General features: G+C 67.0%; 22 protein-coding genes and 1 tRNA gene. 17 read left to right on the top strand and 6 right to left on the bottom strand.

The window, feature by feature from the left end; translation table 11 throughout:
* Nucleotides 1-70 precede the first annotated feature (70 nt).
* From H5399_RS00475 to H5399_RS00465, 3 genes are all read left to right on the top strand, one after another.
* Nucleotides 71-1,105 (top strand): LacI family DNA-binding transcriptional regulator, encoded by a 1,035-nt coding sequence (locus H5399_RS00475; RefSeq protein ID WP_182781076.1) that lies wholly within the window; start codon nt 71-73, stop codon nt 1,103-1,105.
* 121 nt (nt 1,106-1,226) lie between these two features.
* Complete coding sequence (locus H5399_RS00470) at nt 1,227-3,731, top strand: glycoside hydrolase family 3 N-terminal domain-containing protein (protein ID WP_182781075.1); 2,505 nt, start codon at nt 1,227-1,229, stop codon at nt 3,729-3,731.
* A 331-nt stretch (nt 3,732-4,062) separates the two neighbouring features.
* Nucleotides 4,063-4,737 (top strand): excisionase family DNA-binding protein, encoded by a 675-nt coding sequence (locus tag H5399_RS00465; RefSeq protein WP_182781074.1) that lies wholly within the window; start codon nt 4,063-4,065, stop codon nt 4,735-4,737.
* 62 nt (nt 4,738-4,799) lie between these two features.
* On the opposite strand, the gene H5399_RS00460 is transcribed toward H5399_RS00465, so the two are convergent.
* Nucleotides 4,800-5,573: a hypothetical protein gene (locus H5399_RS00460; RefSeq protein WP_182781073.1), complete on the bottom strand. Its 774-nt coding sequence runs from the start codon at nt 5,571-5,573 to the stop codon at nt 4,800-4,802.
* Nucleotides 5,570-6,568 carry a type IV toxin-antitoxin system AbiEi family antitoxin gene (locus tag H5399_RS00455; protein WP_182781072.1) on the bottom strand — a complete coding sequence of 333 codons (999 nt, stop codon included), beginning with the start codon at nt 6,566-6,568 and terminating at the stop codon, nt 5,570-5,572. Before H5399_RS00455 ends, H5399_RS00460 begins: the two co-directional genes overlap by 4 nt.
* 107 nt (nt 6,569-6,675) lie before the next feature.
* Between H5399_RS00455 and H5399_RS00450 the strand changes: the two genes are divergently transcribed.
* The 5 genes from H5399_RS00450 to H5399_RS00430 all read left to right on the top strand — a co-directional run bounded on the left by H5399_RS00450 (nt 6,676) and on the right by H5399_RS00430 (nt 8,669).
* Nucleotides 6,676-6,758: transfer RNA gene (locus tag H5399_RS00450), tRNA-OTHER, on the top strand.
* A 231-nt stretch (nt 6,759-6,989) separates the two neighbouring features.
* A complete protein-coding gene (gene xerC, locus H5399_RS00445) occupies nt 6,990-7,817 on the top strand; it encodes a tyrosine recombinase XerC (RefSeq protein ID WP_182781071.1) in 828 nt (275 codons plus the stop codon).
* Nucleotides 7,756-8,109 carry a tyrosine-type recombinase/integrase gene (locus H5399_RS00440; protein WP_370585650.1) on the top strand — a complete coding sequence of 118 codons (354 nt, stop codon included), beginning with the start codon at nt 7,756-7,758 and terminating at the stop codon, nt 8,107-8,109. The genes xerC and H5399_RS00440 overlap by 62 nt, the downstream gene beginning before the upstream one ends.
* A 70-nt stretch (nt 8,110-8,179) precedes the next feature.
* A complete protein-coding gene (locus tag H5399_RS00435; protein ID WP_182781069.1) occupies nt 8,180-8,416 on the top strand; it encodes a BrnT family toxin in 237 nt (78 codons plus the stop codon).
* A 10-nt stretch (nt 8,417-8,426) separates the two neighbouring features.
* Nucleotides 8,427-8,669, top strand: a complete 243-nt coding sequence (locus tag H5399_RS00430; RefSeq protein ID WP_182781068.1) for a hypothetical protein — start codon at nt 8,427-8,429, stop codon at nt 8,667-8,669.
* A 412-nt stretch (nt 8,670-9,081) separates the two neighbouring features.
* Here the strand turns inward: H5399_RS00430 and H5399_RS00425 are convergent, their stop codons facing one another.
* Both H5399_RS00425 and H5399_RS00420 read right to left on the bottom strand, forming a co-directional pair.
* Entirely contained in the window at nt 9,082-9,780 is a 699-nt protein-coding gene (locus H5399_RS00425; RefSeq protein ID WP_182781067.1) for a hypothetical protein, read from the bottom strand.
* Complete coding sequence (locus tag H5399_RS00420) at nt 9,770-10,399, bottom strand: hypothetical protein (RefSeq protein ID WP_182781066.1); 630 nt, start codon at nt 10,397-10,399, stop codon at nt 9,770-9,772. The genes H5399_RS00425 and H5399_RS00420 overlap by 11 nt, the downstream gene beginning before the upstream one ends.
* A gap of 515 nt (nt 10,400-10,914) precedes the next feature.
* On the opposite strand from H5399_RS00420, the gene H5399_RS00415 reads away from it, so the two are divergent.
* From H5399_RS00415 to H5399_RS00385, 7 genes are all read left to right on the top strand, one after another.
* Nucleotides 10,915-11,502, top strand: coding sequence for a hypothetical protein (locus tag H5399_RS00415; protein ID WP_182781065.1), 588 nt, complete (start codon nt 10,915-10,917; stop codon nt 11,500-11,502).
* 51 nt (nt 11,503-11,553) lie between these two features.
* Nucleotides 11,554-11,850: a nucleotidyltransferase family protein gene (locus tag H5399_RS00410; protein ID WP_182781064.1), complete on the top strand. Its 297-nt coding sequence runs from the start codon at nt 11,554-11,556 to the stop codon at nt 11,848-11,850.
* A complete protein-coding gene (locus H5399_RS00405) occupies nt 11,837-12,184 on the top strand; it encodes a DUF86 domain-containing protein (protein WP_182781063.1) in 348 nt (115 codons plus the stop codon). Before H5399_RS00410 ends, H5399_RS00405 begins: the two co-directional genes overlap by 14 nt.
* Nucleotides 12,185-12,905: 721 nt before the next feature.
* Nucleotides 12,906-13,208, top strand: coding sequence for a hypothetical protein (locus H5399_RS17465; protein WP_220490671.1), 303 nt, complete (start codon nt 12,906-12,908; stop codon nt 13,206-13,208).
* A 445-nt stretch (nt 13,209-13,653) separates the two neighbouring features.
* Nucleotides 13,654-14,178 (top strand): hypothetical protein, encoded by a 525-nt coding sequence (locus tag H5399_RS00395; protein ID WP_182781061.1) that lies wholly within the window; start codon nt 13,654-13,656, stop codon nt 14,176-14,178.
* Nucleotides 14,175-16,418 carry an MMPL family transporter gene (locus tag H5399_RS00390; protein WP_182781060.1) on the top strand — a complete coding sequence of 748 codons (2,244 nt, stop codon included), beginning with the start codon at nt 14,175-14,177 and terminating at the stop codon, nt 16,416-16,418. Before H5399_RS00395 ends, H5399_RS00390 begins: the two co-directional genes overlap by 4 nt.
* Nucleotides 16,411-17,160, top strand: a complete 750-nt coding sequence (locus H5399_RS00385) for an LmeA family phospholipid-binding protein (protein WP_220489537.1) — start codon at nt 16,411-16,413, stop codon at nt 17,158-17,160. Before H5399_RS00390 ends, H5399_RS00385 begins: the two co-directional genes overlap by 8 nt.
* 71 nt (nt 17,161-17,231) lie before the next feature.
* On the opposite strand, the gene H5399_RS00380 is transcribed toward H5399_RS00385, so the two are convergent.
* A complete protein-coding gene (locus H5399_RS00380) occupies nt 17,232-18,503 on the bottom strand; it encodes an ATP-binding protein (protein ID WP_182781059.1) in 1,272 nt (423 codons plus the stop codon).
* Between the two features lie 421 nt (nt 18,504-18,924).
* On the opposite strand from H5399_RS00380, the gene H5399_RS00375 reads away from it, so the two are divergent.
* Nucleotides 18,925-20,973 carry an SEC-C domain-containing protein gene (locus tag H5399_RS00375; protein ID WP_182781058.1) on the top strand — a complete coding sequence of 683 codons (2,049 nt, stop codon included), beginning with the start codon at nt 18,925-18,927 and terminating at the stop codon, nt 20,971-20,973.
* 23 nt (nt 20,974-20,996) lie between these two features.
* Here H5399_RS00375 and H5399_RS00370 read toward each other — a convergent pair whose 3' ends face one another.
* Nucleotides 20,997-22,337, bottom strand: coding sequence for a protein kinase (locus H5399_RS00370; protein WP_182781057.1), 1,341 nt, complete (start codon nt 22,335-22,337; stop codon nt 20,997-20,999).
* 383 nt (nt 22,338-22,720) lie between these two features.
* On the opposite strand from H5399_RS00370, the gene H5399_RS00365 reads away from it, so the two are divergent.
* A complete protein-coding gene (locus tag H5399_RS00365) occupies nt 22,721-23,203 on the top strand; it encodes a potassium channel family protein (RefSeq protein WP_182781056.1) in 483 nt (160 codons plus the stop codon).
* The last annotated feature ends 12 nt before the right edge of the window (nt 23,204-23,215 follow it).

Raw genomic sequence — 23,215 nt, 5'->3', positions numbered from 1 at the left:
TGGACCGGTGCTGGAGCGAAGGCAACCGAAGAATGGGAGTAGCCTGTCGAACGACCGGATTGGGGCCACGATGACGAGTGCAGAAGCGACGCAGCAGCGCCGCAGGGTCACCATCGTCGATGTCGCCAAGCATGCGGGGGTATCCACCTCGTCCGCCTCCAAGGTGCTGCGAAACGCATATGGGGCCAGTGCCCCGATGCGTGCCCGCGTGCAGGCTGCGATGGATGAGCTTGGGTATCGGCCGCACGGTCCCGCCCGAGGAATGCGTGGCCGCACCTACACGCTCGGGGTCGTTGTCTCCGACATCGAGAATCCGTTCTTCAGCCTGGTCACCGACGGGTTGGCCAAGGTGGCCCGGCCTCAGGCCTACGAGGTCTTCGTCTCGCCCGCCGGCTACCGACCCGCGGAGCAGAAGGCCGTCATCGAGGCGATGATCGACCACCGGATGGACGGACTTGTCCTGGTGGCCCCCGTGATGACCAACGAGGAGTTGGACCTCCTGGCCAAGGAGATCCCCCTGATCGTCGTGGGTCACCACAGCGAGAGCACGCTCCTCGACTCCGTGGCGAGCGACGACGCTCACGGCTCCAGGCTCGTCGTCGAGCACCTGTTGGGCCTAGGGCACCGCAACATCGCCTTCGTCATGAACGAGGCCGACCGCAGTGACAACACGCGCCTGGAGTGCCATCGGCTCAGAGGCTTCGAGGATGCCATGGCGGATCACGGTCTCACGGACTCGTCCACGGTGATCGACAGCCGGTGGACCCTGGAGGGCGGACGCGAGGCGGCCCGGCAGCTCGACGCGCTCCAAAGCCGGCCGACGGCGGTGCATGCCGGCGCAGACATCGTCGCGTTCGGCATGATGAGCGAGTTGTGGGACCACTCCCGATCGGTCCCTGAGGCGTATTCGATCGTGGGTTTCGACAACTCGCGCACTGCATCCCTCGGGCCCATACGTCTCACTACCGTCGACCAATCCGGACTCCTCATGGGAGAGCGTGTGGGTCATCTGCTTCTTGAGCGTATCGAGGGACGGGCTGAGGCACGTCACGAGGTGCTCGAGCCGCGACTCGTGATCCGCGACTCGACCGGTTACGTCGGCTAGCTCAACTTCGCCGCCGCCTGTTCCGGCGGGCTCACATCGCTCCCTGCTCTCAAAGATCCACGCCGGCCCACAAGCTGTCACGCACACACCGTTCGCCCCACCACACCAATGAGGACCAACCATGACCACCCTTGACGAAGCACGTCCCGAGGATCGCGCCGCCGCGCTGCTGGAGGTGATGAGCCTGGATGAGAAGATGGCCCAGGTCTCGTGCTACTTCCCGGCCGACATCACCGACACCAGCGACTTCGAGGAGAAGTTCCCGCACGGCATCGGCCAGGTCTCGTGTCTTGAGGCGCGCTCGGCCGAGACGCTCGAGGAGGTGGCCGAGTTCCAGCGCCGAGTCCAGTCGGCGGCCATGGCGGGCAGCGATCACGACATTCCCGCGATCTTCCACATGGAAGGCCTCTGCGGGGCATTCCTCCCTGCAGCCACGAGCTTTCCCGCGGGTATCGGACGAGCCTCCAGCTGGAACCCCGACCTTGAGGAGCGTGTGGGGGCCATCGTGGGCCGGCAGGAGCGGGCGGTTGGCATCACTCACACGTTGGCGCCGGTGCTTGACATCTCACGGGATTCGCGGATGGGCCGCCAGGGGGAGACCTACGGGGAGGACCCCACGCTCGCCGCGGAGCTTGGCGTGGCATTCGTGCGCGGCCTCCAGGGCCGCGACAGGGCCGGCCTGCGAACCGAGGCCGTCGCGAAGCACTTCCTCGGCTTCCACCACAGCGAGGGCGGCATCCACGGCGCCCACTGCGACATCCCTGACCGGCTGCTGCTCGAGGTGTACGCCAAGCCGTTCCAGGCCGCCATCAGCACCGCCGGGCTGCGCGGAATCATGCCGTCCTACAACTCGATCGCCGGCGAGCCAGCGTCCTCGTCGCTGCGTATCCTCACACGGCTCCTGCGCGACCAGATGGGCTTCGACGGCGTGACGGTGTCCGACTACGGCGCAATCGGCAACCTGCACCTCTTCCAGGGTGTGGCCGAGTCGTTCGCGCACGCAGGGCTGGCGGCTATGGAGGCAGGTATGGACACCGAACTGCACGTGCCGCAGGGATTCGGACCCGGGCTTCGCGAGTGGTTCGCAACCGGGCGTGCCGACATCGCGATCCTCGATCGCGCCGTCCATCGGGTCCTGACCACGAAGTTCCGCATGGGGCTGTTCGAGCACCCCTTCGCCCTCATGGGCGACGCCCTCCATGCGGAGTTCAGCTCGGACGACGACAAGCGCGCTTCCCTGCAGTCGGCTCGCGAGTCGATCGTGCTCCTCCGCAACGACGGCGTCCTCCCTCTCGCATCCGGGATCAGGAGGCTGGCTGTGATCGGCTGCCACGCGAAGACGGCGCGGTTCTTCTTCGGTGGCTACACACACTTCTCCATGGCTGAGGGCAAGCTGGCTGCGGTCGCCTCCATGGCCGGCCTGGCCGGGGGCGGCGCCGACCGCGCGATCGAGCGCACCGTGCCAGGCACTGGGATCCAGGCCGACGACGACCCTGTGTTCGAGGAGCTGATGCAGAAGCAGCAGCCCCACATCCTCACCCTGCTCGACGAGTTGCGACAGCGCCTCCCCGGCACAGAGGTGAATTGGGCGCAGGGCTATCCGATCGCCGGCGACGACGACTCGGGCTACGAGGAGGCGCTAGCGCTGGCGGAGCAGGCTGACCTGATCCTCATGACGATGGGCGGTAAACACGGCACCTCCTCCATCGCGTCAATGGGCGAGGGTATCGATGCCACCGACATCAACCTCCCGCCCTGCCAGGAGGAGTTGATCCGATTGGTGGCCCTGCTGGGAAAGCCGATCGTCGGTGTTCACCTGGACGGCCGCCCAGTGTCCAGCGACGCTGCCGATGCCCATGCCAATGCCCTGATGGAGGCGTGGAGCCCGGCGGAGCACGGAGCCCAGGCGATCGTCGACGTGCTCCTCGGCGAGGTCAATCCCTCCGGCCGGCTGCCAGTCAGCGTGGCGCGTAGTGCGGGCCAGATCCCGATCTACTACAACCATCCGAACGGATCGGCATGGCACCAGGGCGACAGCATCGGGTTTCCCGACTACGTGGACGCTCCGCACACGCCGCGGTACCGCTTTGGACATGGCCTGTCCTACACGCGGTTCGAGTACTCGGACCTGAGTGTCGCGTCGGCGGAGGGAAACGCGCCCGGAAAGCTGGAGGTCACGGCGCTGGTCCACAACGTGGGCGAGCGGGCCGGGACCGACGTCGTCCAGTTGTATGTGCGGGACCCGTACGCGTCTGTGTCCAGGCCTGTCCAGGAGCTTGCGGGCTTCCGTCGGGTCCACCTGGAACCCGCCGAGTCGGCGAGGGTCCGGTTCACCCTGGCCCTCAGCCAACTGGCCTTCCTCGACCGCGACATGAACTGGCTCAGCGAGGCGGGCGACATAGAGATCCGCATCGGCCGCTCGTCGGAGGACATTCAGCTTCGGGAGGTGGTGAGGATCCCCAGAGACACCCATGTGGAGTGCAGCACCCGCGCCTTCTTCGCTGAGTCACATCACGCCGTCATCGTCGTGTCCACGAACGAGGCAATGGTCGCCCAGCCCGCGGACGACATCGAGACCCATGGGGACGCGCGGTGGCGTGGCCAGGGTGGACTGAGGCCCCTATGACCTTCGCCCAAGTGCTCTGACGACGACGCCGTCACCGATCGTCGAGGCGCGCCCCCGGTCAATGCCCTACCTTCGGCGATGGACTATCAGGCAGATCGCAGTGCTGCTGTCAGGCAAATAGTGGTTCTCATCATGCAGAGCACGGCCTTGCGCGTGCGCGATTGCTCCCCGGGCGGTCATGGATCCGTAGTTTCGCGGCCGGCTTATCGTACTTCTGCGCAGGCCGTCTCTGTCGGCGCCGGCTGGTGGTCGAGGCCCGCCAGCTTCGGAATCGGATCCAGGTAACAATCTGATCTTGCCACTAGTCTTTTGCTACGTCTAGGCTTGTGGCATGGTTGGGTTGTCGGTGGCTGAGGCAGCGGAGCGACTCGGGGTGAGTCGTCAGCGTGTTGTCCAGTTGATCGGCGATGGGCGTCTGCATGCGGAGCGTCTGGGTCGAAGTTGGGCCATCCCCGAAGCGGAGTTGCAGGTCTTTGAGGTGGCGCGTCGGCCGAGTGTGCGGCCGATGTCGGCGCGGATGGCGCGGGCGATGGTGGATTTGATCGGTCAGCATTTCGGTGAGCCGGCTGGTGTGTCGTGGCTGGGGCTGCCGGATCGGGAGCGATCACGGCTGCGGCGCAGGTGGGAGCAGTTGCGGGCAAGTGAGGAGCCAGCGCCGCTGCTGCGGGCCTGGTTGCCGCGCCGCTGTCGTGCGGAGCGGTTCTCCTTTCAAGGGGAGGCCGCCGAGTTGTTCGCGGATTCGCGGCTGAGTCCTGGTGGTGCGGCGCATCCTGCTCTGGGTTTGGTAGGTGGGATTCTGCTTGAGCCGCATGTCTCGGACTGGGATCGGGAGGGCGTGATCTGGGGCCTTCTGCTCGTGGCGGCACCTGATGGGAATGTGTTGTTGCGTTCCGAGCCGACTGTCCGGGTGGATCTGGCGGCGTGTCTTGTCGACGTCGCCGAGGCAGGTGGGGGGAGGAATGATCGGGCGGTTGCTGCATGCCTGGCCGGTGGGGGGCGTCCGTGACTCCGCTGGTGCCACCGTTGAAGATGCCGGAGTGGGTGCCGCCCCATACGGGCTCGGCCGGCTCAGGTGTCGTGTGAGATGCCTTGCCTCAATGCCTGGAGTTGCTCCGCGACGAGCGAGCTTGGGGTGGTTGGGGAGCGGGCGATCTGTGTGGAGAGTTCCGCGATGCCGGTGGGTTGGAGGATCTCGTTGAGGCGGTCGAGAGAGTCCTGTTCCCAGGTGGAGGCGAGTTCCCGGCCGGCGATGTAGGGGCCCATGAGCATGTCGTCGTAGGCCCATGTCATTCCTGCGTCGTGATTCGTCCAGAGGGCCTCTCCGGACGGACCGTGGTAGGTCGCGGTGATCAGGGGGCCCAGGTCTCGGGCGTCCTTCTGCGTGGTGTGGTTCCTGTATGCCCACGCGACGAGTTTGAGTCCGACCATCGAGCTGAGGGTGGGGATCCTGACGGTGGCGGTTCCGATGGGCACCTGTTCGGCGGTGGCGGCGGCCTCTTTCATTCCGGTGACGTCGAGTGTGACCCCCTCGAGTGGTTCGACGATTCCCTGAGGGGCGATCTGCGGTCCGTAGGGGATCACGTCGACCTGGATGCCGTTGATCAGGAAGGCGATGCCGGTGCCGTGGGGTCCATTGAAGGGTTTCAGCTGCGTGCGGTAGTCGGTCATCGACGGGACCAGGATGGCGATGTCGACGTCGAGTGTCTGGGCCACTCGTGGGAGTCCTGCGATGGTGTGTACGCGGTAGTCGCGGGCGAACGAGCCGACGAGGGTGAAGTCGGGGATGACGGCGGAGAGGGTATGAAGCAGTCCCTCCGGGAGTTCGGCGAGTGGTCCGGTCATCGTGCGAATGTCCAGTGGTTGAGGCTGGCCAGTTCGCGGGCTGCGTCGGCTTCGCGCGGGTCTGTGCTGGCCAGGGCGTCGGCGTAGGCGAGGAGGGGCGGGATGTACCTGTTGCCGGTCAGGAAGTCGGCGGACCAGAAGCGTTCACGTAGGGTCACGGGTGCTCCGTTGTCGCGGGTGAGGCGCGCTTGGCGGCGGATGTCGGGCCACGGTGGGACGCCGTAGATCACGGTGCGGTCGGGTCGCAGTGGGGCGCCGAGGTGAGCGAGGGCGAGTCCTCCGCCGATCGTCCCGGCGGCGGCGTCGGTCCAGTTGCGGGTCCACCAGTCGGGCTCGGGTCCGGCGAGCTCGACTTCCTTCAGGCGGGGGGAGAGGTCGCGGACGTAGCCGTCGACCCAGTCCCTGGCCAGCCGATCGCGGTCGACGAGGCTGCGGTGCTTCCGCTCCCCGAACACGTGTCCTCGCCGGCGCAGGTCCGCCAGCGTGTTGGTGACGGTGCCCTTCGATACCCCGGCCAGCCTGGCCAGGTTGTCGTGGCTCAGGGTGAGTGCCTCGGGAGTGATGAGCAGTACGAAGACGACCTTCAGGCCGGCCGGGTTGGTCGAAGCAGGAAGTGCTTTGGTGCCCGACGTCGCCGCGACCCGCGGTTTCTGGCCCTCGATGTGTATGTGGAACCCGGGGAAGTCCAGGTAGGCGTTGCCGCCGGAGTCGACGTAGTTGATGCCCAGGGCGCGGTAATGGGCGCCCAGTCCTCGGGGGATGGAGGGCAGGGCGAGGATCGTGGGTTCGGCGTGGCGCTCCTGCCAGCGGGCAGCTTCAGCTACCCCGAGCGGCTGGGAACGCCATTTGATCTCAACTGGGACTGTCACAGGGCCGGGTTGCGTCGGGATCGTGACGAGCATCGCGTCCTCATCCGGGCCTGTCGGGCGTCGGTCACTCGGCGTGGCGCCCAGTTGCGCCAGGACCTGAACAATCTCATCGGTCAACACATCCACACGGTCAATAGTAGTGACCAAAGAACTGTGCTGACTATCCCTGGTTCGTCGCCTCCGGGCAGACACAACACAATGCCGCCCCAGAGGAGAGGGATTCCATTGGGCTCGGATTGGGCTTTCGGCTGGCCAGACGGCCTTTCGTCCGTTGTCGGAGCCGCTTTGGGCAGGGGTTCGAGTCCCCTATGCTCCACGGCCGAACTCCCTAGTCAAACGCTCTTGACTAGGGAGTTTGTATGTTTCACCTTGGACTCGAGTGTCCTCAGAGGGACACAAGAGAGCTTTCGCATTGCACGTTCGATGCACGCGCTGGGCGCGTCTGGGCCGGGTTCCTGCAGCCATGAGACGTTTTGGACTAGTCCGGAAGCTGCCAAGCCAGCGCTATCAGGCGTCCTTCGTGCATCCCCACGACCGGGGTAGACGTGTGACGGCACCAGTCACCTTCTCGCACAAGAGCGACGCGGAGCATTGGCTCAGGATGCAGGAGCGGGCCATCGAGCGAGGAGAGTGGCTCGCGCCCGAGGAAGTGGAGGCTCGGCGGCCGACGCTGCGAACCCTTCAGGAGACCTACGACCGGTTCCTGGCACAGCGCCCGCGGCCGTTGGCTCTGTCCACGCTTACTGCGTTTGAGCAGGATTGGCGTTTGCGGATCGTTCCCCACTGGGGGGCCGAGCGTGACGTGAAGACCATCACTCACGACGAGGTGTGGCAGTGGCGCCAGGGCCCGCTGGGTGCTGAGCGCCGCCGCGACCGTTCAACGTTGGCCTTGTTCAGCGAGTTGCTGGCTAAGGCTGCGCATTGGGGATGGATCGACAAGAACCCAGCCGCCGGGGTGGGCATCCCGCGCCAGACGAAGGCGTTGGAGCAGCGTCATGTGTTCGACCTGGATGACGTGCGACGCTATCTGCAGGCGGCCGAACCTCAGCACGTGGCGATGTTGGCCACGGTTGCATTGGGCGGGTTGAGATCCGGTGAGGTCCGAGGTCTGCGCCGGATGGACCTCGACCTCGAGGGGCGACGGATTTTCGTGCGCCAGGCGATCGAGCTCGGCAAGGACGGCACTGCCTACCGCCTGGGTGTGAAGGTTCCAAAGACGTCGGCCGGCATCCGCTCGCTGCCGATGTCGACGACCTTTGGTCACGATTCTGCGGGATCACCTCGAGGCGCACCCCCGGTCGCCGGAGCAGCTCGTGTTCACCGTCGCGAATGGCAAGCCAATGGGGCCGGCCGAGGCAGACCGCCGGCACAATAGGGCGCTGGCAAATATGGGGTTGCGGACCCCGGAGGCGGAGCGGCGCCGATTGTGGCGGAAGGGTCTACCGGTGCCGACGGAGGACCACATCACGTTGCACGACCTTCGTGCTTCGTACGCCGCGTGGCTCTTCAGCGAGGGGTACACGATCGCGGAAGTCCTGCTCTTGCTGGGGTGGAGCGACTCGCGGATGGCGCTTGAGGTCTACAGCCGCGTCTTTCCACGACGGGTCGAGAGCGTCGGCCCCAAGCAGGACGAAGCGCTCAAGGGCCTCACGGTCGTCGTGGCATGAGGCCCCCGATCGCCTCTCTACGTGTAAAGGCTCCCTTGACGAGGGCAGGATGTAAAGGTAGTCTTTACACATGGAGATCCGCGGTTCGGCGCGCAAGCACGGGATCACGGATGCAGAGATCGAACATGCTTGGCACCACGCCATAAGGCTCGTCGAGTATGAATACAACGGTCAGGAACGCCTGTTGGTGATCGGGGCTGACCAGCACGGACGCTTGCTGGAACTCGTTGCTGTGCCTGCAGATGAACCGACTCGGATCATCCACGCTGATCGACTACGACCGAAGTTCTACGACTACCTGAGGTGAGGTGAACGCCATGACCATCAAGACACACAATGACTCGACCGGGCTGGACCAGCTAGACGTCCGTACGAACCCAGCCCGCGACGCCGCGCACTTCCGCCGGATTCTCGCTGCCCGGAAGGCGGTGGCGGAGGCCGAACAGGAACTGCGAGAAGCAGTACACGAGGCCCGCGAGGCCGGCGACTCCTGGACCGTTATCGGGGCCGCGCTCGACACCACCCGTCAGGCTGCCTATCAGCGCTTCGGTCGCGACTGAACCGTCGCAGTTCAAATGGCCCCTCTCACGCTGGGTGTCGGCCGTGGGGGTTCATAGGGGTATGAGCGAGAGGATCCTTGATGAGCACCCGTAACACCTCAGCCCCCAGACCGAGAGCGGGCGCGCGGCGGTGGGGGTACGACAAGTTGACGTCCAACAGCTTCTCTGTCGCGGGAACACTCAAGGTCGACGGGAGAAGCCTTGGGGGCCGGGTCATCGTCGGCAGCGACAGATCATCATGTATCGAGCTCGACACGGATCTTCCGTTGATCCAGCCGACCACCCCGAATGGCCTATGCGATCGGAGCCCAGCCGAGCTATTCGACGCCCTGCGTGCCTCACAGAACCACCCCCCGACGGTGACTTCCTTGCGCCTCGTGCCTCGTGAGGCAGCGCGGCTATGCGGTCCTCACTAGGCCCCTGAGAGAAATGCGGGAGCCTCCCAATCGGCGCGGATGGCTTTCACCGCCCGCATCGCCCGACGAACCTCGACCGGTCCGGCGAGGCTCCATGCCTCGATGCTGTTCAGATCTTGGAGCAGCCGGTTGACGTGTCTGGTCTGCGACTTGGAGAAGGTGGGCACGCCGAGGGCGTCGGCGCAGGCGAGCAGGATCAGCCCGTCTTGTGCGTGGCGGATCGGGTTGGGCGACGAGGTGGCGCAGGCCGCGCCCTTGAGCGCCAGCGCTCCGGCCAGCGTGGGGATGCGGATGGCTGAGCCGGAGGGTAGGACGAAGCCCCGGGTGTTCTTCAGCGCTGAATCAGAGGCGGGCACCTGCAGCACGGTCCTCCTCCGGAACCGCACGGCCCTCCTCCGGTCCTGGAGCATCAGGTCGATCCGGTCGGTTTCGCGGTCGAAACGGTAGCTGGGGGCGTTGGGATTGACAGGGTCGTGCGGTTCAAACCCCAGTTCTTGGATTGCTCGCGCCGCCTCCTGGTAGCTGCCGGCGGCCATGACCTCCACGACGATGTCGGCGTCAAGTGTGGGGCGGTTGTTCTCAACGCCGGCCAGGATGGCATGGGCGTGGACCATCAGCCCGCCGACCAGCATCCAGTGAACTGGAGGCAGGACGTTGGCGACCTCGTCGAGCAGGTCGAACGGGTCAGAGGTCACGTGCGCGCTCGATGAGTGCCTGTGCGGCAGCGGACGATTCGCGGCTGTCTCCGAGCAGGTAGGTGTCGAGTAGGACGCGGGCGACTCGCCGGTCGGGTCGCCGCTCGACGACGCCGAGGTCGCCTTCTCCGTCAGCGGCGACGAGGGTGCGGGTTTCGAACTCGTTGAGGTCTTCGACCTCTACGAAGGACATCTTCCGAGGACCGGCGAAGTGGAACCGGATGATGTCGTTGGCTGCGGATGGGCCGATCGGGTCGAGTCCCTTCACCGTCTCGAGGGCGCGGTATCTGGCCCAAGTGCCGCCCAGACCGCCGGCGAGATACGCGAGGTGGTTGGGTGTGGCGGTGCGCAAGACGCGCCGGAGTCGGCTCAGCTCAGACCCGGTGAACGCGGTGGTGGTGCCGGTGCTGAGCAGGTCGAGTGCCGCCTGCGTGGCGCGCTGACTCCAGCGCCGGCCCCGCGAGCGTGACCGTTTCCAGGCGATGACGGCGATGTCGTCGAGGACCGGTTCGCGGCCGAACGCGTGCCGGGCCTGGAGCGTGCCGTCGCGCAGGGCGACGCGGACCTGATGGGTGGTCACCCCCGCCTCGTCGGCAGCGTTTGAGACCGTCACTCGCACGCACATATGGTCCCATTCGGGATGATATGTGTCAACATGCCTGCAATGGAGGGGAGTCCAGCAGCGAAGCTGCGGGGTGTGGCTGGGCAAGCCGACTCAGGGAGAGGTTGGTGGCACGTTCGTAGCACGGCGGCGGGCGGTGTTGGCTAGACTCGTAGTCAGAAGCGTTTAGACAGTGGTTCGAGTCCCCTATGCTCCACTGTGCGTTTCCCTTAGTCAGGCGCGTTTCATATGGCTGATTCGGGCATTGCACTTTCGTGGGTGCGTCACCCCGCGCCAACTTCCGCAAGGTCGGGCACCGTGTGCGCTCGCCCCGGTGCGGAGGGCCTGCCGTGTGGCCCGACTCTGGGGTTGTTCGGCGGATCTGGTGCCGACTACGCCATCAGATCTGCCGCCGGAGCGCTCGTCGCCCGAGACCGGCTCCGCGTGGGTCTGCGCTGATCAAGTCGCCGGCATGAGGGACAGACAAGCGCGTTCGTGCGGAACTGTCGGACCCACCCTGCATGATCGTCAGTATGGGCGACGCCGTCACTCCCGAACTGACCGAGACCGAGAGGGCCGGCTGGAAGGCGCTGGGCTCCTCGTACCGAGCCCTCGCAGAGGCGGCCGCGAAGGGTGACCTCACCGAGAAGGATGTGGGGGCGACGCTGGCCCAGACAGGCCAGATCGAGCTTGACCCGGCGCGGTTCGCACTCCACGTCCCCGAGGACGCGGGCGCTTACGCCGAGGCGTTGGAGGGTCTGTTGCGACGGATCCCGGACGGGTGGGGCCGGTGGATCTCCTGTGACGCAGGCTGGTACCCGCTGATCGTGGACTTGGACGCGGCAATGGCCGCGATCTGGCCGACGTACGTGGTTCAGCAAGTGAAAGAGAAGTTCGGTTCCCTGCGGTTCTACTTCGACGCCGAGGGCCTTCCGCTCGAAGATCCCAGGCATCGGCGACTGGATGCGTTGCTCCGCGACGCGGAGGAACGTTCATTGCGGACCTGCGAGGTGTGCGGGGCCGACGCGGTGCTTTGCAGGCGGCGGGGCTGGCTGAAGACTCTGTGCGCGGGTTGCCGCAGACTGGAGCACAACCGTGGTTACGTGCCGGTTGCGGGCTGACCTTCAGCGTCCGCCGTAGACTGTTGGTGTTGGTTCGAGGGGAGGGTCGCTGTGGAGATCGTTGGTCCTGATCGCCAACGGCTGCGCGACATATGCCAGCGGTATGGGATCGCGTCACTGGAGGTGTTCGGGTCCGTTGCGCGCGGCCAGGCTGACGCCGACAGCGATATCGACCTGTTGTACACACTCGCCCCTGGTGCGCGTCTGGGTTGGGAGATCGAGGACCTGTCGGACGAGTTGGCCGTCGTGTTCGGGCGCAGGGTGGATCTGGTGGCGCGAAGGGCTCTACACCCTGCGTTGCGTGAGCACGTACTGCTGGAGGCGGAGCCGGTCTATGCCGCGGCGTGAACTGCTGCTCCTCGGCGAGATGATCGACGCGGCCGAGCAGGCGACACGACTTGTGGCGGGACTGGAAGTCGAGTCGCTCACGCACGACCGTCAACGACGCGACGCTTTGCTGTGGAACTTCACTGTGCTCGGCGAGGCCGCGTCGCAGCTCCCGGAGTCAGTGAAGCAGGCGCACCCCGAGGTGAGGTGGTCGAGGCCCAGCCAGCTTCGAAATCGGATTGTCCATGGCTACTGGTCGGTCGACCTGGAGGTGTTGATCGCTACCGCCGTCGACGACCTGCCGGGGTTTGTCGCCGAGCTGCGTAAGGTGGCGGCCGAAATCAGCGACGGATGACGGCGTGATCGAGTTCAGACCGTGTTTCGTAGATTTGCGGTCCGGTATTCGTACTTTCGCGAGTCTCGCCTCCGCCTGGCCCAGTAGTGCCGAAGAACCGGTGATGACCAGCCCTGGTTCGGCGGATCTGGTGCCGACTACGCCATCAGATCCGCCCCCGAAGCACGCATCGTCTAGGCCCGGACCTCGATGACCACGCCGGCCCCGATGGGGCACAAGGGCTCGGCAGGCTCAGGCGTCTTGTGAGATGCCTTGCCGCAAGGCTTTGAGTTGCCCAGCGACGAGCGAGCTCGGGGGTGGTCGCCGTCTCGATGCAGGATTGGCAAACCTATTCGTTTCTGCGAAGCTCTCTGTTGTGGGGTTGATGATGGTTTCCGAGGCGGCTGAGCGTCTTGGGGTGTCCACACGGCAGGTGCAGTATCTGGTCGCACAGGGAGAGCTGCGCCAATTGGCGCGAGGGGTCGTGGACGGGACCTCGGTGGAGCGGCTGGTGGCGGTGCGTGGCGGATCACACCAGCGGGCATGGTCTGAGTCCACGGCGTGGGCGGCGGTGTCGCTGCTGTCGGGTGGGCATGGGTCATGGTTGGGGCTGACGCAGCGGTCGCGTCTGAGGTCGCGGCTTCGGGGACTGACTGCGTCCGAGTTCGTGGAGCGTGCGCGAGCTCGTGCCGTCGTAAGGCGGTATCGGGCGCATTCGAGCGCGGGTCAGTACCTTCTCGGCTTGCTCGTATGCGCCACGGATGCCGGGAGGCAGCTTGGGCTGGCCGAGACCACCAGTATCGACGGCTATCTGGCGGTCCGCGAGGTCGAGGACGTGGTCCGTGCTCATGGGTTGATCCGTGACGACGAGGGTCGAGTAACTCTCCGCGCCACGGGGATGGATCTCGATATTGTCGGCGACCTCGCACAGCGCGGTGTTGTGTTGGCCGCCCTTGACTTGGCGGAGTCACTCGATGTGCGGGAGAGGCGGGCCGGCCTCGAGGCCCTGGACAATGCGCTGGGGGCCTTCCGTCGCACGACGTAGCTCGGCCCGTTCATGGCTGCCAGAGCGCGGCTGCGAGAGTCCGTGGAGGCCGGCGTCAGATCCGTCACCGTAGCCGCGTGGGGCCCCCGGATCATGACCAGTCGGCTGCCCGCGACTCCCGTCGCTCCCGCAACGCCGCGCCGAGGAACCGGAATGTCCATTCCTGGGCCAGTTGCCGTGTCGCGGCGAAGATGACCGGCACAATCGGCACCCCCACCGGGCACTCGGCCAGCGCCTAGGCGACCGTTGACGCCTCCGCGTGCCTGAGCTTGACGAGCGCCGAATAGCACCTCCTCGACGACGACCGCGGCCCTCACTGCCGTGTCGCGTCCGGGTCACGTGCTGATCCTGTCCGCAAACGCGGTGCCACTCGCGTTTGACAATTACGATCGCAGTACCGCTAGGCCCATCGGGCCAGGTGACGGCCTCACCACGAGGAGGATCGATGACAGGTGACGATCGCGGGAGCGCCTCGCGCCGGGGTGGCAGTTCACTCAGCGGCGGGGTGATGCTTTTCATCGGCCTTCTTGCCGGGATTGCGCTGGCCGCGGCTGCTGGCGTCTCCCTGCTGGGCATCGGGTGGGCAACCCCGATCAAGGCGCAGTCGGTCATCAGCGCCAGCCCGTCGCCGTCGCCGTCGCCGACGGCGGACAGCTCGAGCACGGAGCCGGGTGAGGTGTCCGACGCGTGCGTGCGGGCGGCGGAGTACAGCCTGGTGGTCGACGAGGCCATCGACGACCTCGCCAGGGGTGTGGAGGCGCAGGACGCGCGCGCACTGCAGGAGACCCTGGACCGTCTTCAAGACGCTCGCGAGACGGCCGACGGGGCGTCCGAGGAGTGCCTTGCCCAGGCCGGGAGGACCCCACAGGCCGAAGAGTCCGCCTCTCCGAAGCCCAGCCTCAGCCCCACCGTCAGCGCCGACCCCAGCGTCAACTCGAGCGCCAACCCCAGCCCCAGCCCCACGTCATGACCGCAGCACCTGGGCCGGTCGAGGTGGAGCCGCGCCGCGGCTTCATGGCGACACTCTGGTACGGCTATGCCCAAGTAGTGGTCGCGCTGCGCTGGGTCATCGTCCTCGGATGGGTGGCGGCGGCCATCGCGGCGACGTTGTTTCTGCCGCCAATGCAGAGCACTGCCAATGACATCGAAGCGCTCGGGGCCGACGACGCCAGTTTCGCGGCGGAGCAGCGGTCGATGGAGCTGTTCGGAATCCCCCTCCTGAGTCGAGCGGCGATCGTGCAGCGCAACCCTGAGGGCCTGCCTCCATTGGTCCAGGCCGAAGCCGTCATGCGTGGCATCGCAGTCAACCAGGGGAAGCACGACACGGAACTCCTCGGCGCAATCCCGGTGCCCAACGCCGAGGGCGCGTTCCCCGGCGCCGGTGAGCAGAACACCACCGTCGTCACCTTCGTCTTCGCGGACCCCGCGTTGGACTTCTTCGAGCAGACCCAGGTTGTCGAGGACTTCGCCGCCGACCAGCTCACGGACGCTTCCGACGGGTATGTGGGCGTCACAGGCTCTATCCCTGCGCGCGCCGCCCAGGGCAAGGTCCTGAACTCCTACGTCCACATCGTCGAGGCGGTGACCGTCCTCGCGGTGCTGACGATCGTGGCGCTCACGTTCGGCTCCTTGGCCGCGCCCGCGCTGACTCTGATCTCGGTGGGGGCGGCCGTGTTCGTCACGCTCGGCGTCTCCGGATGGGCCGCCACCGTCATGGACGTGTCGATCCCGGCCGACCTGAGGCCACTGATCGTCGCACTCCTCCTCGGCATCGTCACCGACTACTGCATCTTCTACCTGTCCGGTCTACGCAGCCGGCTCCGGGAAGGCCACGAACGCCTCGAGGCAGCCCGCCTGGCCACTGCGTCCGTCACGCCGATCGTCACCGTCGCCGGCGTCACGGTCGCGGCGGGAACAGCCTCGCTGCTGGTCGCCGAGTCCCCACTCTTCAGCGGGTTCGGGCCCGCGCTTTCGCTCACCGTCCTCACCGGACTCGTGGTGGCCGTCACCCTCGTGCCCGCCTTGCTGGCCATCCTCGGCCGCGCCGCGTTCTGGCCGCGAACCCTCATCGCCGAACCCGCGACCGTGCGCGCACGTCCTTCCCTCCTCACCCGGGCGGTCGCGCACCGCGGCTCCGCCTTCGTCCTCGTGCTGCTGTGCGTGGCCGGCCTGGGTGCCGCCGCCTACCAGGCGCGCAACCTTGACCTCGGCCTCGGATTCGTCCAATCCCTGCCGGATTCGACGAGCGCGCAGCGAGCAGCCGATGCGGCCAGCCAGGGCTTTGCTCCCGGCATCATCTCTCCGACAGAGATCGTGCTCGAGGGACCGGGAGTGGGGGAGAAGACCGACGAAGTCGCCGAGTTGGGCGAGGCCCTCGAGTCCCAGCCGGGAGTGGCCGGCGTGATCGGCCCCGGCGACCTCCGCGCCGCTGTCGACGTCGGCGCCTTCACCACTGAGTCGGGCGACGCCGTCCGCTTCCTCATGGTCCTCGACAGCACGCCACTCGAGGCGACGGCGATCGACACGCTCAGGCAGGTTGAAGCAGCGCTTCCGCGGCTCGCCGCCGACGCGAACCTCGGCCAGGTCACCACCCACGTCGGCGGTGACACCGCGCTCGCCTCGGGCATCATCGCGGACACCACCAACGACCTCCTCCGCATCGGGCTCGTCGCGCTTGCCGTGAACCTGCTTCTGCTGGTCATCTTCCTGCGTGCGCTGATCGCCCCCCTGTACCTCCTCGCGTCGAGCGTCCTCGCGCTCGGGGCGACGCTGGGTCTGTCGGTGCTGTTCTTCCAGGACTTCCTCGGGCACGACGACCTCACGTTCTACGTCCCGTTCGCGGGCTCGGTGCTCCTGCTGTCCCTCGGGTCCGACTACAACATCTTCGCCGTCGGCCACGTCTGGCAGGAGGCCCGTCACCGGTCGATGAAGGACGCCCTCCTCGTCGCCACCCCGGAGTCGACCCGAGCGATCACCTCCGCAGGCCTGGCGCTGGCCGCCAGCTTCGGGCTCCTCGCACTGGTTCCGCTGGGACCGTTCCGCGAACTGGGCTTCCTGCTGGGGGTCGGTATCCTGATCGACGTATTCATCGTCCGAGCGCTGCTCGTGCCGTCGCTGATCACGCTGGTGGGTCCGCTGAGCAGTTGGCCGTCCGGCATCCTGCAGCGCGAGCGGCGCACCCGCGTCAGGAAAGCACGTGCGAATGGCTGATCAGTACCCAGTCCAGCCGGACGGCAACCACGCCTCCACGTCATCGTCGCGTCGACGCCTGCGTGGGCGAGTGCTCGACTGGGCCATCGGGGCCGTTGCGATGCTCGGCCTTGTGTTCCTCGCGCTGCTGCTGTTCTGGCTGTCGATCACGCGGCCGGTGGGCAGCACCGATGCCCCGACGCCCGCCGCGTCGACAACGGCGCCCATAGCGGAACCCACCCCGCCTCCGGATCTCGCCGAGAACGAGGTCTGGCTCGGTGACGTCTCGCTGGACGCCAGTTCCGTGATCGCCGCGGGAACGCCGCTCAACGACGTCGTCGGCACGGGTACCGACGTCGTGTCGGGGCCGGACGGACTCGTCGCCCGCCACCTCGATCTGACGGCCACGGTCCCCTTCGACGTCGTGGCCGCGCAGGTCGGCCCGGACGCCACCCTGAGCGCCGCCGATGATGGTGAGGTGCGTGTCGACACCCTGGTGGAGGCATTGGGACGGAGCCTCCCCGTCGGCGCCACCGGCACTGTCGAGGTCGTGGGCGGCAAGTTGGTGATGGTGCCGACATCCATCGACATCGGAGGCCCCCAATTCGTCTCGGATCTGCTGGGAGCCGCGCTGCGGGAGTTGATCACGTTCGAGCACAGCATCGAGGGCCTGCCCGACGGGGTCGTCCTGCGAAGCGTGAAGGTGGTCGACGGCGGCTTCCGCGCCAACCTCACCGGAGACAACGTCCGACTCGTCCAGTGAGGTCGGCCACCGATCCTGCGCACCAGTGCGCGCAGCTCTCTTGCCGCGATCCCAGTCCGACGCCAGGCGGCTCAGGGTCCCAGAAGCGCAAGCGGTACGACGGCCACGCCATCAGACCTGCGATATGCCACGTCTCCCGTCGTCACCACCAGTTTGTCGACGAGGCGGTCCCCCAGGTGAGTGTGCAGCCAGTTCAGGTGGCGGACATCGCTATCACCGACACTGGGCGCGAGCTTGACTTCAATTGCCAGCACCCGATGGTCCTCCCCCTCAACAATCAAGTCCACCTCACGAGTTCCATCCTGGGTTCTCAGGTGTCCGACCGAACTCCAAGCCGCCTCCGCGTACACGCGGATACTTTGCGCGGTCAGTGACTCGAACAGGGCCCCGAGCCAAGTGCCGGTGCGCTGATCGACCCGCCTGCCTTCCCCCGCCAACAGCCCGGGCTTACTCACGCCCACCAGTCTGGCGCTCAGTGCTGGATCGACCAAATGATGCTTCGGACTACGCGCCAAGCGTTTGAGCGGATTGAAGGCGGGAAGCCATGCAGGGATGGGATCAAGGATGAACAGCCTGGCCAGCTGCTCGCGATAGGCGTCGACCGTGCTGCGGGCAGGCTTGTCGATATCCCCGGCGGTGGCCGCGTCCAAGATGGTGGTGTAAGCCGCGTCGGTCGCAGTGGCGGCGGCGTAGGCAGTCAGCCATGCCTTGAGAGCCTCGGGGCGTCGCACCGTCACGCCATTCTCAGCCAGCTCTCGCTCAACAATCCGGATGAGGTAACTGTCGAGCTGAACCTGGCGCGCCCGCTCCGGAAGTCCGCGAATCCCGGGAAACCCAGACGCCAGAATCTCATCGACATAATCAGGCAGTCGAAGCGGAGAGGCACCCGCGACCGTCTCCTGGGTTCCCGTCAGCAACGCCCTGAGAGAGACCGTCGACTCGGCCAGCCCTCGTTCGTGAACGGTCAACGGGCGCATGGTCAGACTGACGATCCGACCGGCGCCAGAGTGAATCCGGACTCCGGCGGGAACCGTAGCCGAGCCTGCGAGGAGGAAGCGCCCTCCCGTCGCGTCGGCATCAACGGCGTGCCGGACACGGTCCCAGATCTCGGGCACCAGCTGCCATTCATCGATCAGGAGTGGCGGGGGCAGCTGGGTGATGTAGTCCGGATTTGCCACCACCACGTCCCGCTGCTGCGGTGAGGTCAGAGTGAGCACCGACTCGGCGCGTTGGGTCCCAGTCGCTGTCTTCCCCACACCTTTGGCGCCTTCCACAGAGATGGCGGCGAGGTGGGGGAACAGTTCATCCAGCACCTCATCCAAGATCCGGCGTTCGTAAGCCATGCGTTCAACATACCCCGCAAGGGATCCTTATCAGGCAGATCGCAGTGTTTCTATCAGGCAGATCCTTGTATCCCTACGATGCAGATCACGGGTGAGTTCAACAACGACTCGCCACCGTCCAGCTGCGAGAAGCCATGGCTGAGTGGGGATGCGTCAGACCGGGCTGTCGGCAGGCCGGAGGATCACGCCCTTGTCGGAGCACGTTTGAGCAGGGTTCGAGTCCCATGCGCTCGAGGCGCCAATTCACTGACAGGCGGATCTGGTGCCGACTACGCCACCAGATCTGCCGCACAAGCGTTGGTCCCTACACCCGGAGCTCGGTGACGACGCGAGCCCGACGCTTCCCGCTGGTCCATCTGCCGGGCAGGGGTGAGTTGCCGACGAAGGGTACGGATGTCCGGCCCCCGATAGTGTGGCTGTCATGCCGATTTCTTCTCCAGAAGAGCTTCTCGCCGCCGCGCGCGACCTCCTCATCGCCCACGGGCCCATGGACGAGGACGAGTTGCGGGAGCGTCTTCTCGCGCTTGGCCTCACGCTGGACGACGAGGGGGACTGGTTCGAGGAGTTCCTCGTCGAGACCGATCCGCCGATCATGCCCGTCGCTGACGAACGGTGGGTGTGGCTGCCTGAGCTGCTGGAGGGGCGGATCTTCACCCACCGGCTCAGCGAGGCTGAGGTGGAGCACGACCTGCTCGTCACGCCGGGAGACCTGGCGCCGCTGGAGGTACTGATCGGCGACCCGCCGTACGACCGCTTCACCGACGGCGCGGACGCCACCGTCGTGTATCCGTCTGACCCTGAGCTCCTGGACAGGGCCATCGATGCAGAGGTCGTCTCGGGGGGCGCGATACTGCTCGAACGCGGGCGCCTTGCTGGGCTCGGGCTCGGTGTTGGTGACATCGTCGGAGTGAGGGTCGAGCAGGACGGCCTTGAGCTGCTGGCGGTGGAGGAGGCCTCGGGGACGAGCACCGGCCAGGCGTTGGCCGCCATGGTGGGGGAGTCCCCGGACCGGCCCCATCTGATCGAGAACTCCGTGTGGGCGGTGTGTGCGGCCGACAACGACCTGCTGCGTCGGCCGGAGCTCCCGTTGGGTGAACAGCTCGAATCCTGCGGGGTGGCGCGCCGTGGCTCCCTGATCGCGACCGAGGGTTACGACTTCGACGCCGGGGAGGCCGAAGAGATTCTGCGCCGCATCCAGGAGGAGCATGACCTCGACGAATCGGAGGCGGTCGCCGTCGTGCAGCTGCTGCAGATCGTGGTCGGAATGACCCACGATCTCGACTCGGCCATGGAGACAGAGGAAGAAGCCCGGGAAACGGCAGTCTCGGAGGCTCTGGCCAGGTGGGTCGGTCCCGCGGAGGGGGCCGGAGAGTCCGAGGGCCCCGGGCTCGGAGGCTTCGAGGCCCTGGGGATCGCGGGCGAGGGCGTCGAGGCGGCGGTGTCGCTGCTGCGGGACCCCGCCGTCGCGGTGGCCTTCCTCGACGAGGCTCTGGGCGTATTCGACGGGGAGCCCGTCGTCGTCGCTGCGCTGACGAGTGCGTGGGAGCCCGACGCTCCCCGTCCTGCGCGGGTCGCGTTGAGGTGGATGCGGGGGGTGGCCGTCGAGGAGATGGGGAACGTGCTTGGTGCCGAGGAGCTGTACCAACAGGCCGAGGCGCTCGATCCCTCGTGGCCCCCGGCGCTGCTGTCGCTGGCCGTGTGCGCCAGCGACCGAGGCGACGCGGCCCGTGGCATGTCCCTGCTCCGCCGCGCCGGCGCCGAGGACGACCCGCTCTACGGCTACCTGCAGCAGTTCCTGCCGGGGCAGGGACGGAGCCTGCCGCGGAACGCTCCGTGCTGGTGCGGCTCGGGGAAGAAGTTCAAGCAGTGCCATCTTCGGCAAGCGCAGCTCCCGCTCACCGAGCGCTGGAACTGGCTCTATCAGAAGGCGGTCGGCTACCTCATCGAGAAGGACACGCCGTTCATCCTCGAGCTCGCCGAGGCACGTGCCGAGCACTGGGACGGGACCGACGGGTTCGACCGGGCGCTGGAGGAGGGCCTGATCCTCGACGTCGCCCTGTGGGAGGGAGGCGTCTTCGCTGAGTACCTGAACCGTAGGGGCGCTCTGCTGCCCCCCGACGAGTTGCAACTGGCGCAGGAGTGGCTGCTGACCAGGCGGTCGGTGTACGAGGTGGCCTCGGCGATCCCCGGCAGCTCCATCACGCTTCGCGATGTCCGGACCGGTGAGGTCGAGGAGGTCACGGAGCTGGACTGGAGCCGTCGGGTCGAGGCGGGGGAGTACTACTGCACCCGCGTGGCCTCGACGGTGGCCGGTCTGAGTGTCTTCGGTGGTCTGGACCCTGTCGCAGCGTCGGAGTTGGAACCCGTGATGACACTCCTCGACGATGACGAGCCGGACGCGGCGGAACTCGTCGAGTTCCTGTCGCGTCGCTTCGCCCCGAAGACGGATCCCACCGCCGCGACACTCTGATCCGCCCACCCCACGCGCCGCCTCTAGTTCTTCCCGGCCTGGGTTGGCCTCTCCTTCGCCTTGCCGTCGGATGGGTTGGTGGGCTTCTTCTCCTCGGACTTGCCGCGCGCCGGCTTGTCACCGTCGGCGGCGACGGGGGGTGCGGTGTCCTGGCCGACGGCGGATCGGGTGGAAGCCGGAGCCGGGGTCGGTGTCGGCGAGGTGGTCTCCGACCCGTCGGGCGTCGTCGAGGGCATCGTCGACGGCGATGGCACCGGCGAGGCGCTGGCAGCCGCGGCGGGTGAGCCAGCCACGGAGGTCCGCGGGTCTCCGGCGGGATCCGCGCCCTGAGTCAAGGCCATCGCCGCCAGGAGCGCGCTGGAGACAAGGACGCCAGCCGCCACCCACGGGGCCCTGCCCCGTGCCGGCCGGGACTTCGACACATGAGCATGCCGCGGCTCAGCGGGGGCGGTGCCCGCGCTCGGCAGCAACGCGGCTGAGCGGGTCATCCGAGCCGTGACCTCAGGCGAAGGGGACGCGGGGGTGGTCGGGGCGTCGCGCAGCGACATCTCGATGCTCCTCAGCCGGAGGGCTACCTCGGCGGCCGACGCCGGACGATCGTCGGGATCCTTGGCCAGCAGCTCGCTTATCAAGGCCTCCAGGGCTGCGCTCGCACCGGGGCGTCGCGTGCGGAGAAGTGGCGGATCAACCCGCACATGCTGGTGGAGCGCCCCGATCGGGTGCTCGCTCTCGAACGGGGGCCGCCCCGTCGCGAGAGTCATGAGGACACATCCCAGCGCGTAGAGGTCGCTCCGTTCGTCGGCCGGCGATCCGGCTGCCTGCTCGGGGGAGAGGTAGAGGGCGCTCCCGACGATGGTGTTGGTCGCGGTCAGGGCGGATGCGGCGGCCTGGGACAAGCGGGCCACCCCGAAGTCGACCACCTTCAGCTCCCCCGACGCGCCCAGCATCAGGTTGCCCGGCTTGATGTCGCGATGCACGATCCCCGCGCGGTGGGCGGCCTCCAGGCCGGCCGCCACCTGCGCCCCGAGACCGGCCACCTCCTCGTCCGGAAGGGGTCCTCGGGAGGCGACCAGCTGGGCGAGAGTCGGCCCCGGGAGGAGTTCCATCACGATGTAGGTCCATCTGTGATGGGTGCCGATGTCGAGGACCAACACAGTGTTCGGGTGCTGGAGTGCGGCCATGGCCACCGCCTCACGACGGAAGCGCTCCAGTGCCGAAGGGTCGGATTCCCCCGCGGACAGCAGCTTCACCGCCACCTCGCGGTCGAGGACGGCGTCGTGGGCCTGCCACACCTCGCCCATGCCGCCGGAGGCGATCAGGCGCGAGAGGCGGTAGCGGTCTCCCAGAACCGCGTCAGCGTGCATGCCGTCGGATGTGGCGCTCGGCGCGGTCCATGTCGCGCATCGTCGCGCAGAAGAGACCGTTCAGGTTTCTTTCTGCCATTGCCTCGCCTTCCACTAGATCCTTGATCCCTGGCGTTCTTTACCTACCCACTCCCGGGCGAGACGAAACATCTGTTCTCAGGCTCGCCTGATCCACGGAGGCGCTCCGGCGGTGGATGTGGTGCCGACTACGACACCAGATCCGCCGAATACGGAAGCGCACGGCGGCGGCCGGCCATGGCGACGGCGACGCGGACTGGATCCGATATTCGCGGCCCTCTGTTCCTAGACTGACGCGGTGAACTGGCGCCTCGTGTTCAGCCGCATGCTCCTTCCGACGGCTGTGTTGACCATTCAATTTCCTGGTGCCCGTCAGCGCCAGTGACGCCCCCGTCGGGACGGTCCTCGGGTTCGTGGTGGGCGCCGTGTGCCTTGCTGCCGTCGCCGGAGCCGTGTTCAACGAGGTGCGCCAGGCCGCGAAGCGCCTCAGACCGGTTCACCTCCTGCTCACGTTCGAGCTGGTGCTGGTGATCTTCTCCTTCGGGTACTTCCTGCTCACCGTCCAGCAGCCGGGGCAGTTCAATGGGCTCACCACCCGCCTCGACGCCCTGTACTTCTCGATGACGACGATGTCCACCGTCGGCTATGGCGACATCCACGCCGAGGGCCAACTCGCACGGCTGCTGGTGACGGTGCAGTTGGTGTTCAACCTGGTGTTCGTCGCTTCGCTGGTGAGCCTGTTCCAGGACCAGATTCGACGGGGCGGGGCCCGCGAGTGGCTACGTCCCCGGCCAAGCGGCTCCACGCAGGAGCCGCCGGTGGAGGACGAGGCGCGTCGCCACCCGTGACCCCCGGCGGGC

Source organism: Tessaracoccus sp. MC1627, from assembly GCF_014164725.1.
In the GTDB taxonomy this organism is placed as follows: domain Bacteria; phylum Actinomycetota; class Actinomycetes; order Propionibacteriales; family Propionibacteriaceae; genus Arachnia.
This window is presented reverse-complemented; position numbering and strand designations above follow the sequence as displayed.

Bases quoted from the DNA above. Each gene is read 5' to 3' on its own strand.
- H5399_RS00475 (WP_182781076.1), top strand. From the start codon at position 71: ATGACGAGTGCAGAAGCGACGCAGCAGCGCCGCAGGGTCACCATCGTC.
- H5399_RS00470 (WP_182781075.1), top strand. From the start codon at position 1,227: ATGACCACCCTTGACGAAGCACGTCCCGAGGATCGCGCCGCCGCGCTG.
- H5399_RS00465 (WP_182781074.1), top strand. From the start codon at position 4,063: ATGGTTGGGTTGTCGGTGGCTGAGGCAGCGGAGCGACTCGGGGTGAGT.
- H5399_RS00460 (WP_182781073.1), bottom strand. From the start codon at position 5,573: ATGACCGGACCACTCGCCGAACTCCCGGAGGGACTGCTTCATACCCTC.
- H5399_RS00435 (WP_182781069.1), top strand. From the start codon at position 8,180: ATGGAGATCCGCGGTTCGGCGCGCAAGCACGGGATCACGGATGCAGAG.
- H5399_RS00430 (WP_182781068.1), top strand. From the start codon at position 8,427: ATGACCATCAAGACACACAATGACTCGACCGGGCTGGACCAGCTAGAC.
- H5399_RS00415 (WP_182781065.1), top strand. From the start codon at position 10,915: ATGGGCGACGCCGTCACTCCCGAACTGACCGAGACCGAGAGGGCCGGC.
- H5399_RS00405 (WP_182781063.1), top strand. From the start codon at position 11,837: ATGCCGCGGCGTGAACTGCTGCTCCTCGGCGAGATGATCGACGCGGCC.
- H5399_RS00395 (WP_182781061.1), top strand. From the start codon at position 13,654: ATGACAGGTGACGATCGCGGGAGCGCCTCGCGCCGGGGTGGCAGTTCA.
- H5399_RS00390 (WP_182781060.1), top strand. From the start codon at position 14,175: ATGACCGCAGCACCTGGGCCGGTCGAGGTGGAGCCGCGCCGCGGCTTC.
- H5399_RS00385 (WP_220489537.1), top strand. From the start codon at position 16,411: ATGGCTGATCAGTACCCAGTCCAGCCGGACGGCAACCACGCCTCCACG.
- H5399_RS00380 (WP_182781059.1), bottom strand. From the start codon at position 18,503: ATGGCTTACGAACGCCGGATCTTGGATGAGGTGCTGGATGAACTGTTC.
- H5399_RS00375 (WP_182781058.1), top strand. From the start codon at position 18,925: ATGCCGATTTCTTCTCCAGAAGAGCTTCTCGCCGCCGCGCGCGACCTC.
- H5399_RS00370 (WP_182781057.1), bottom strand. From the start codon at position 22,337: ATGCACGCTGACGCGGTTCTGGGAGACCGCTACCGCCTCTCGCGCCTG.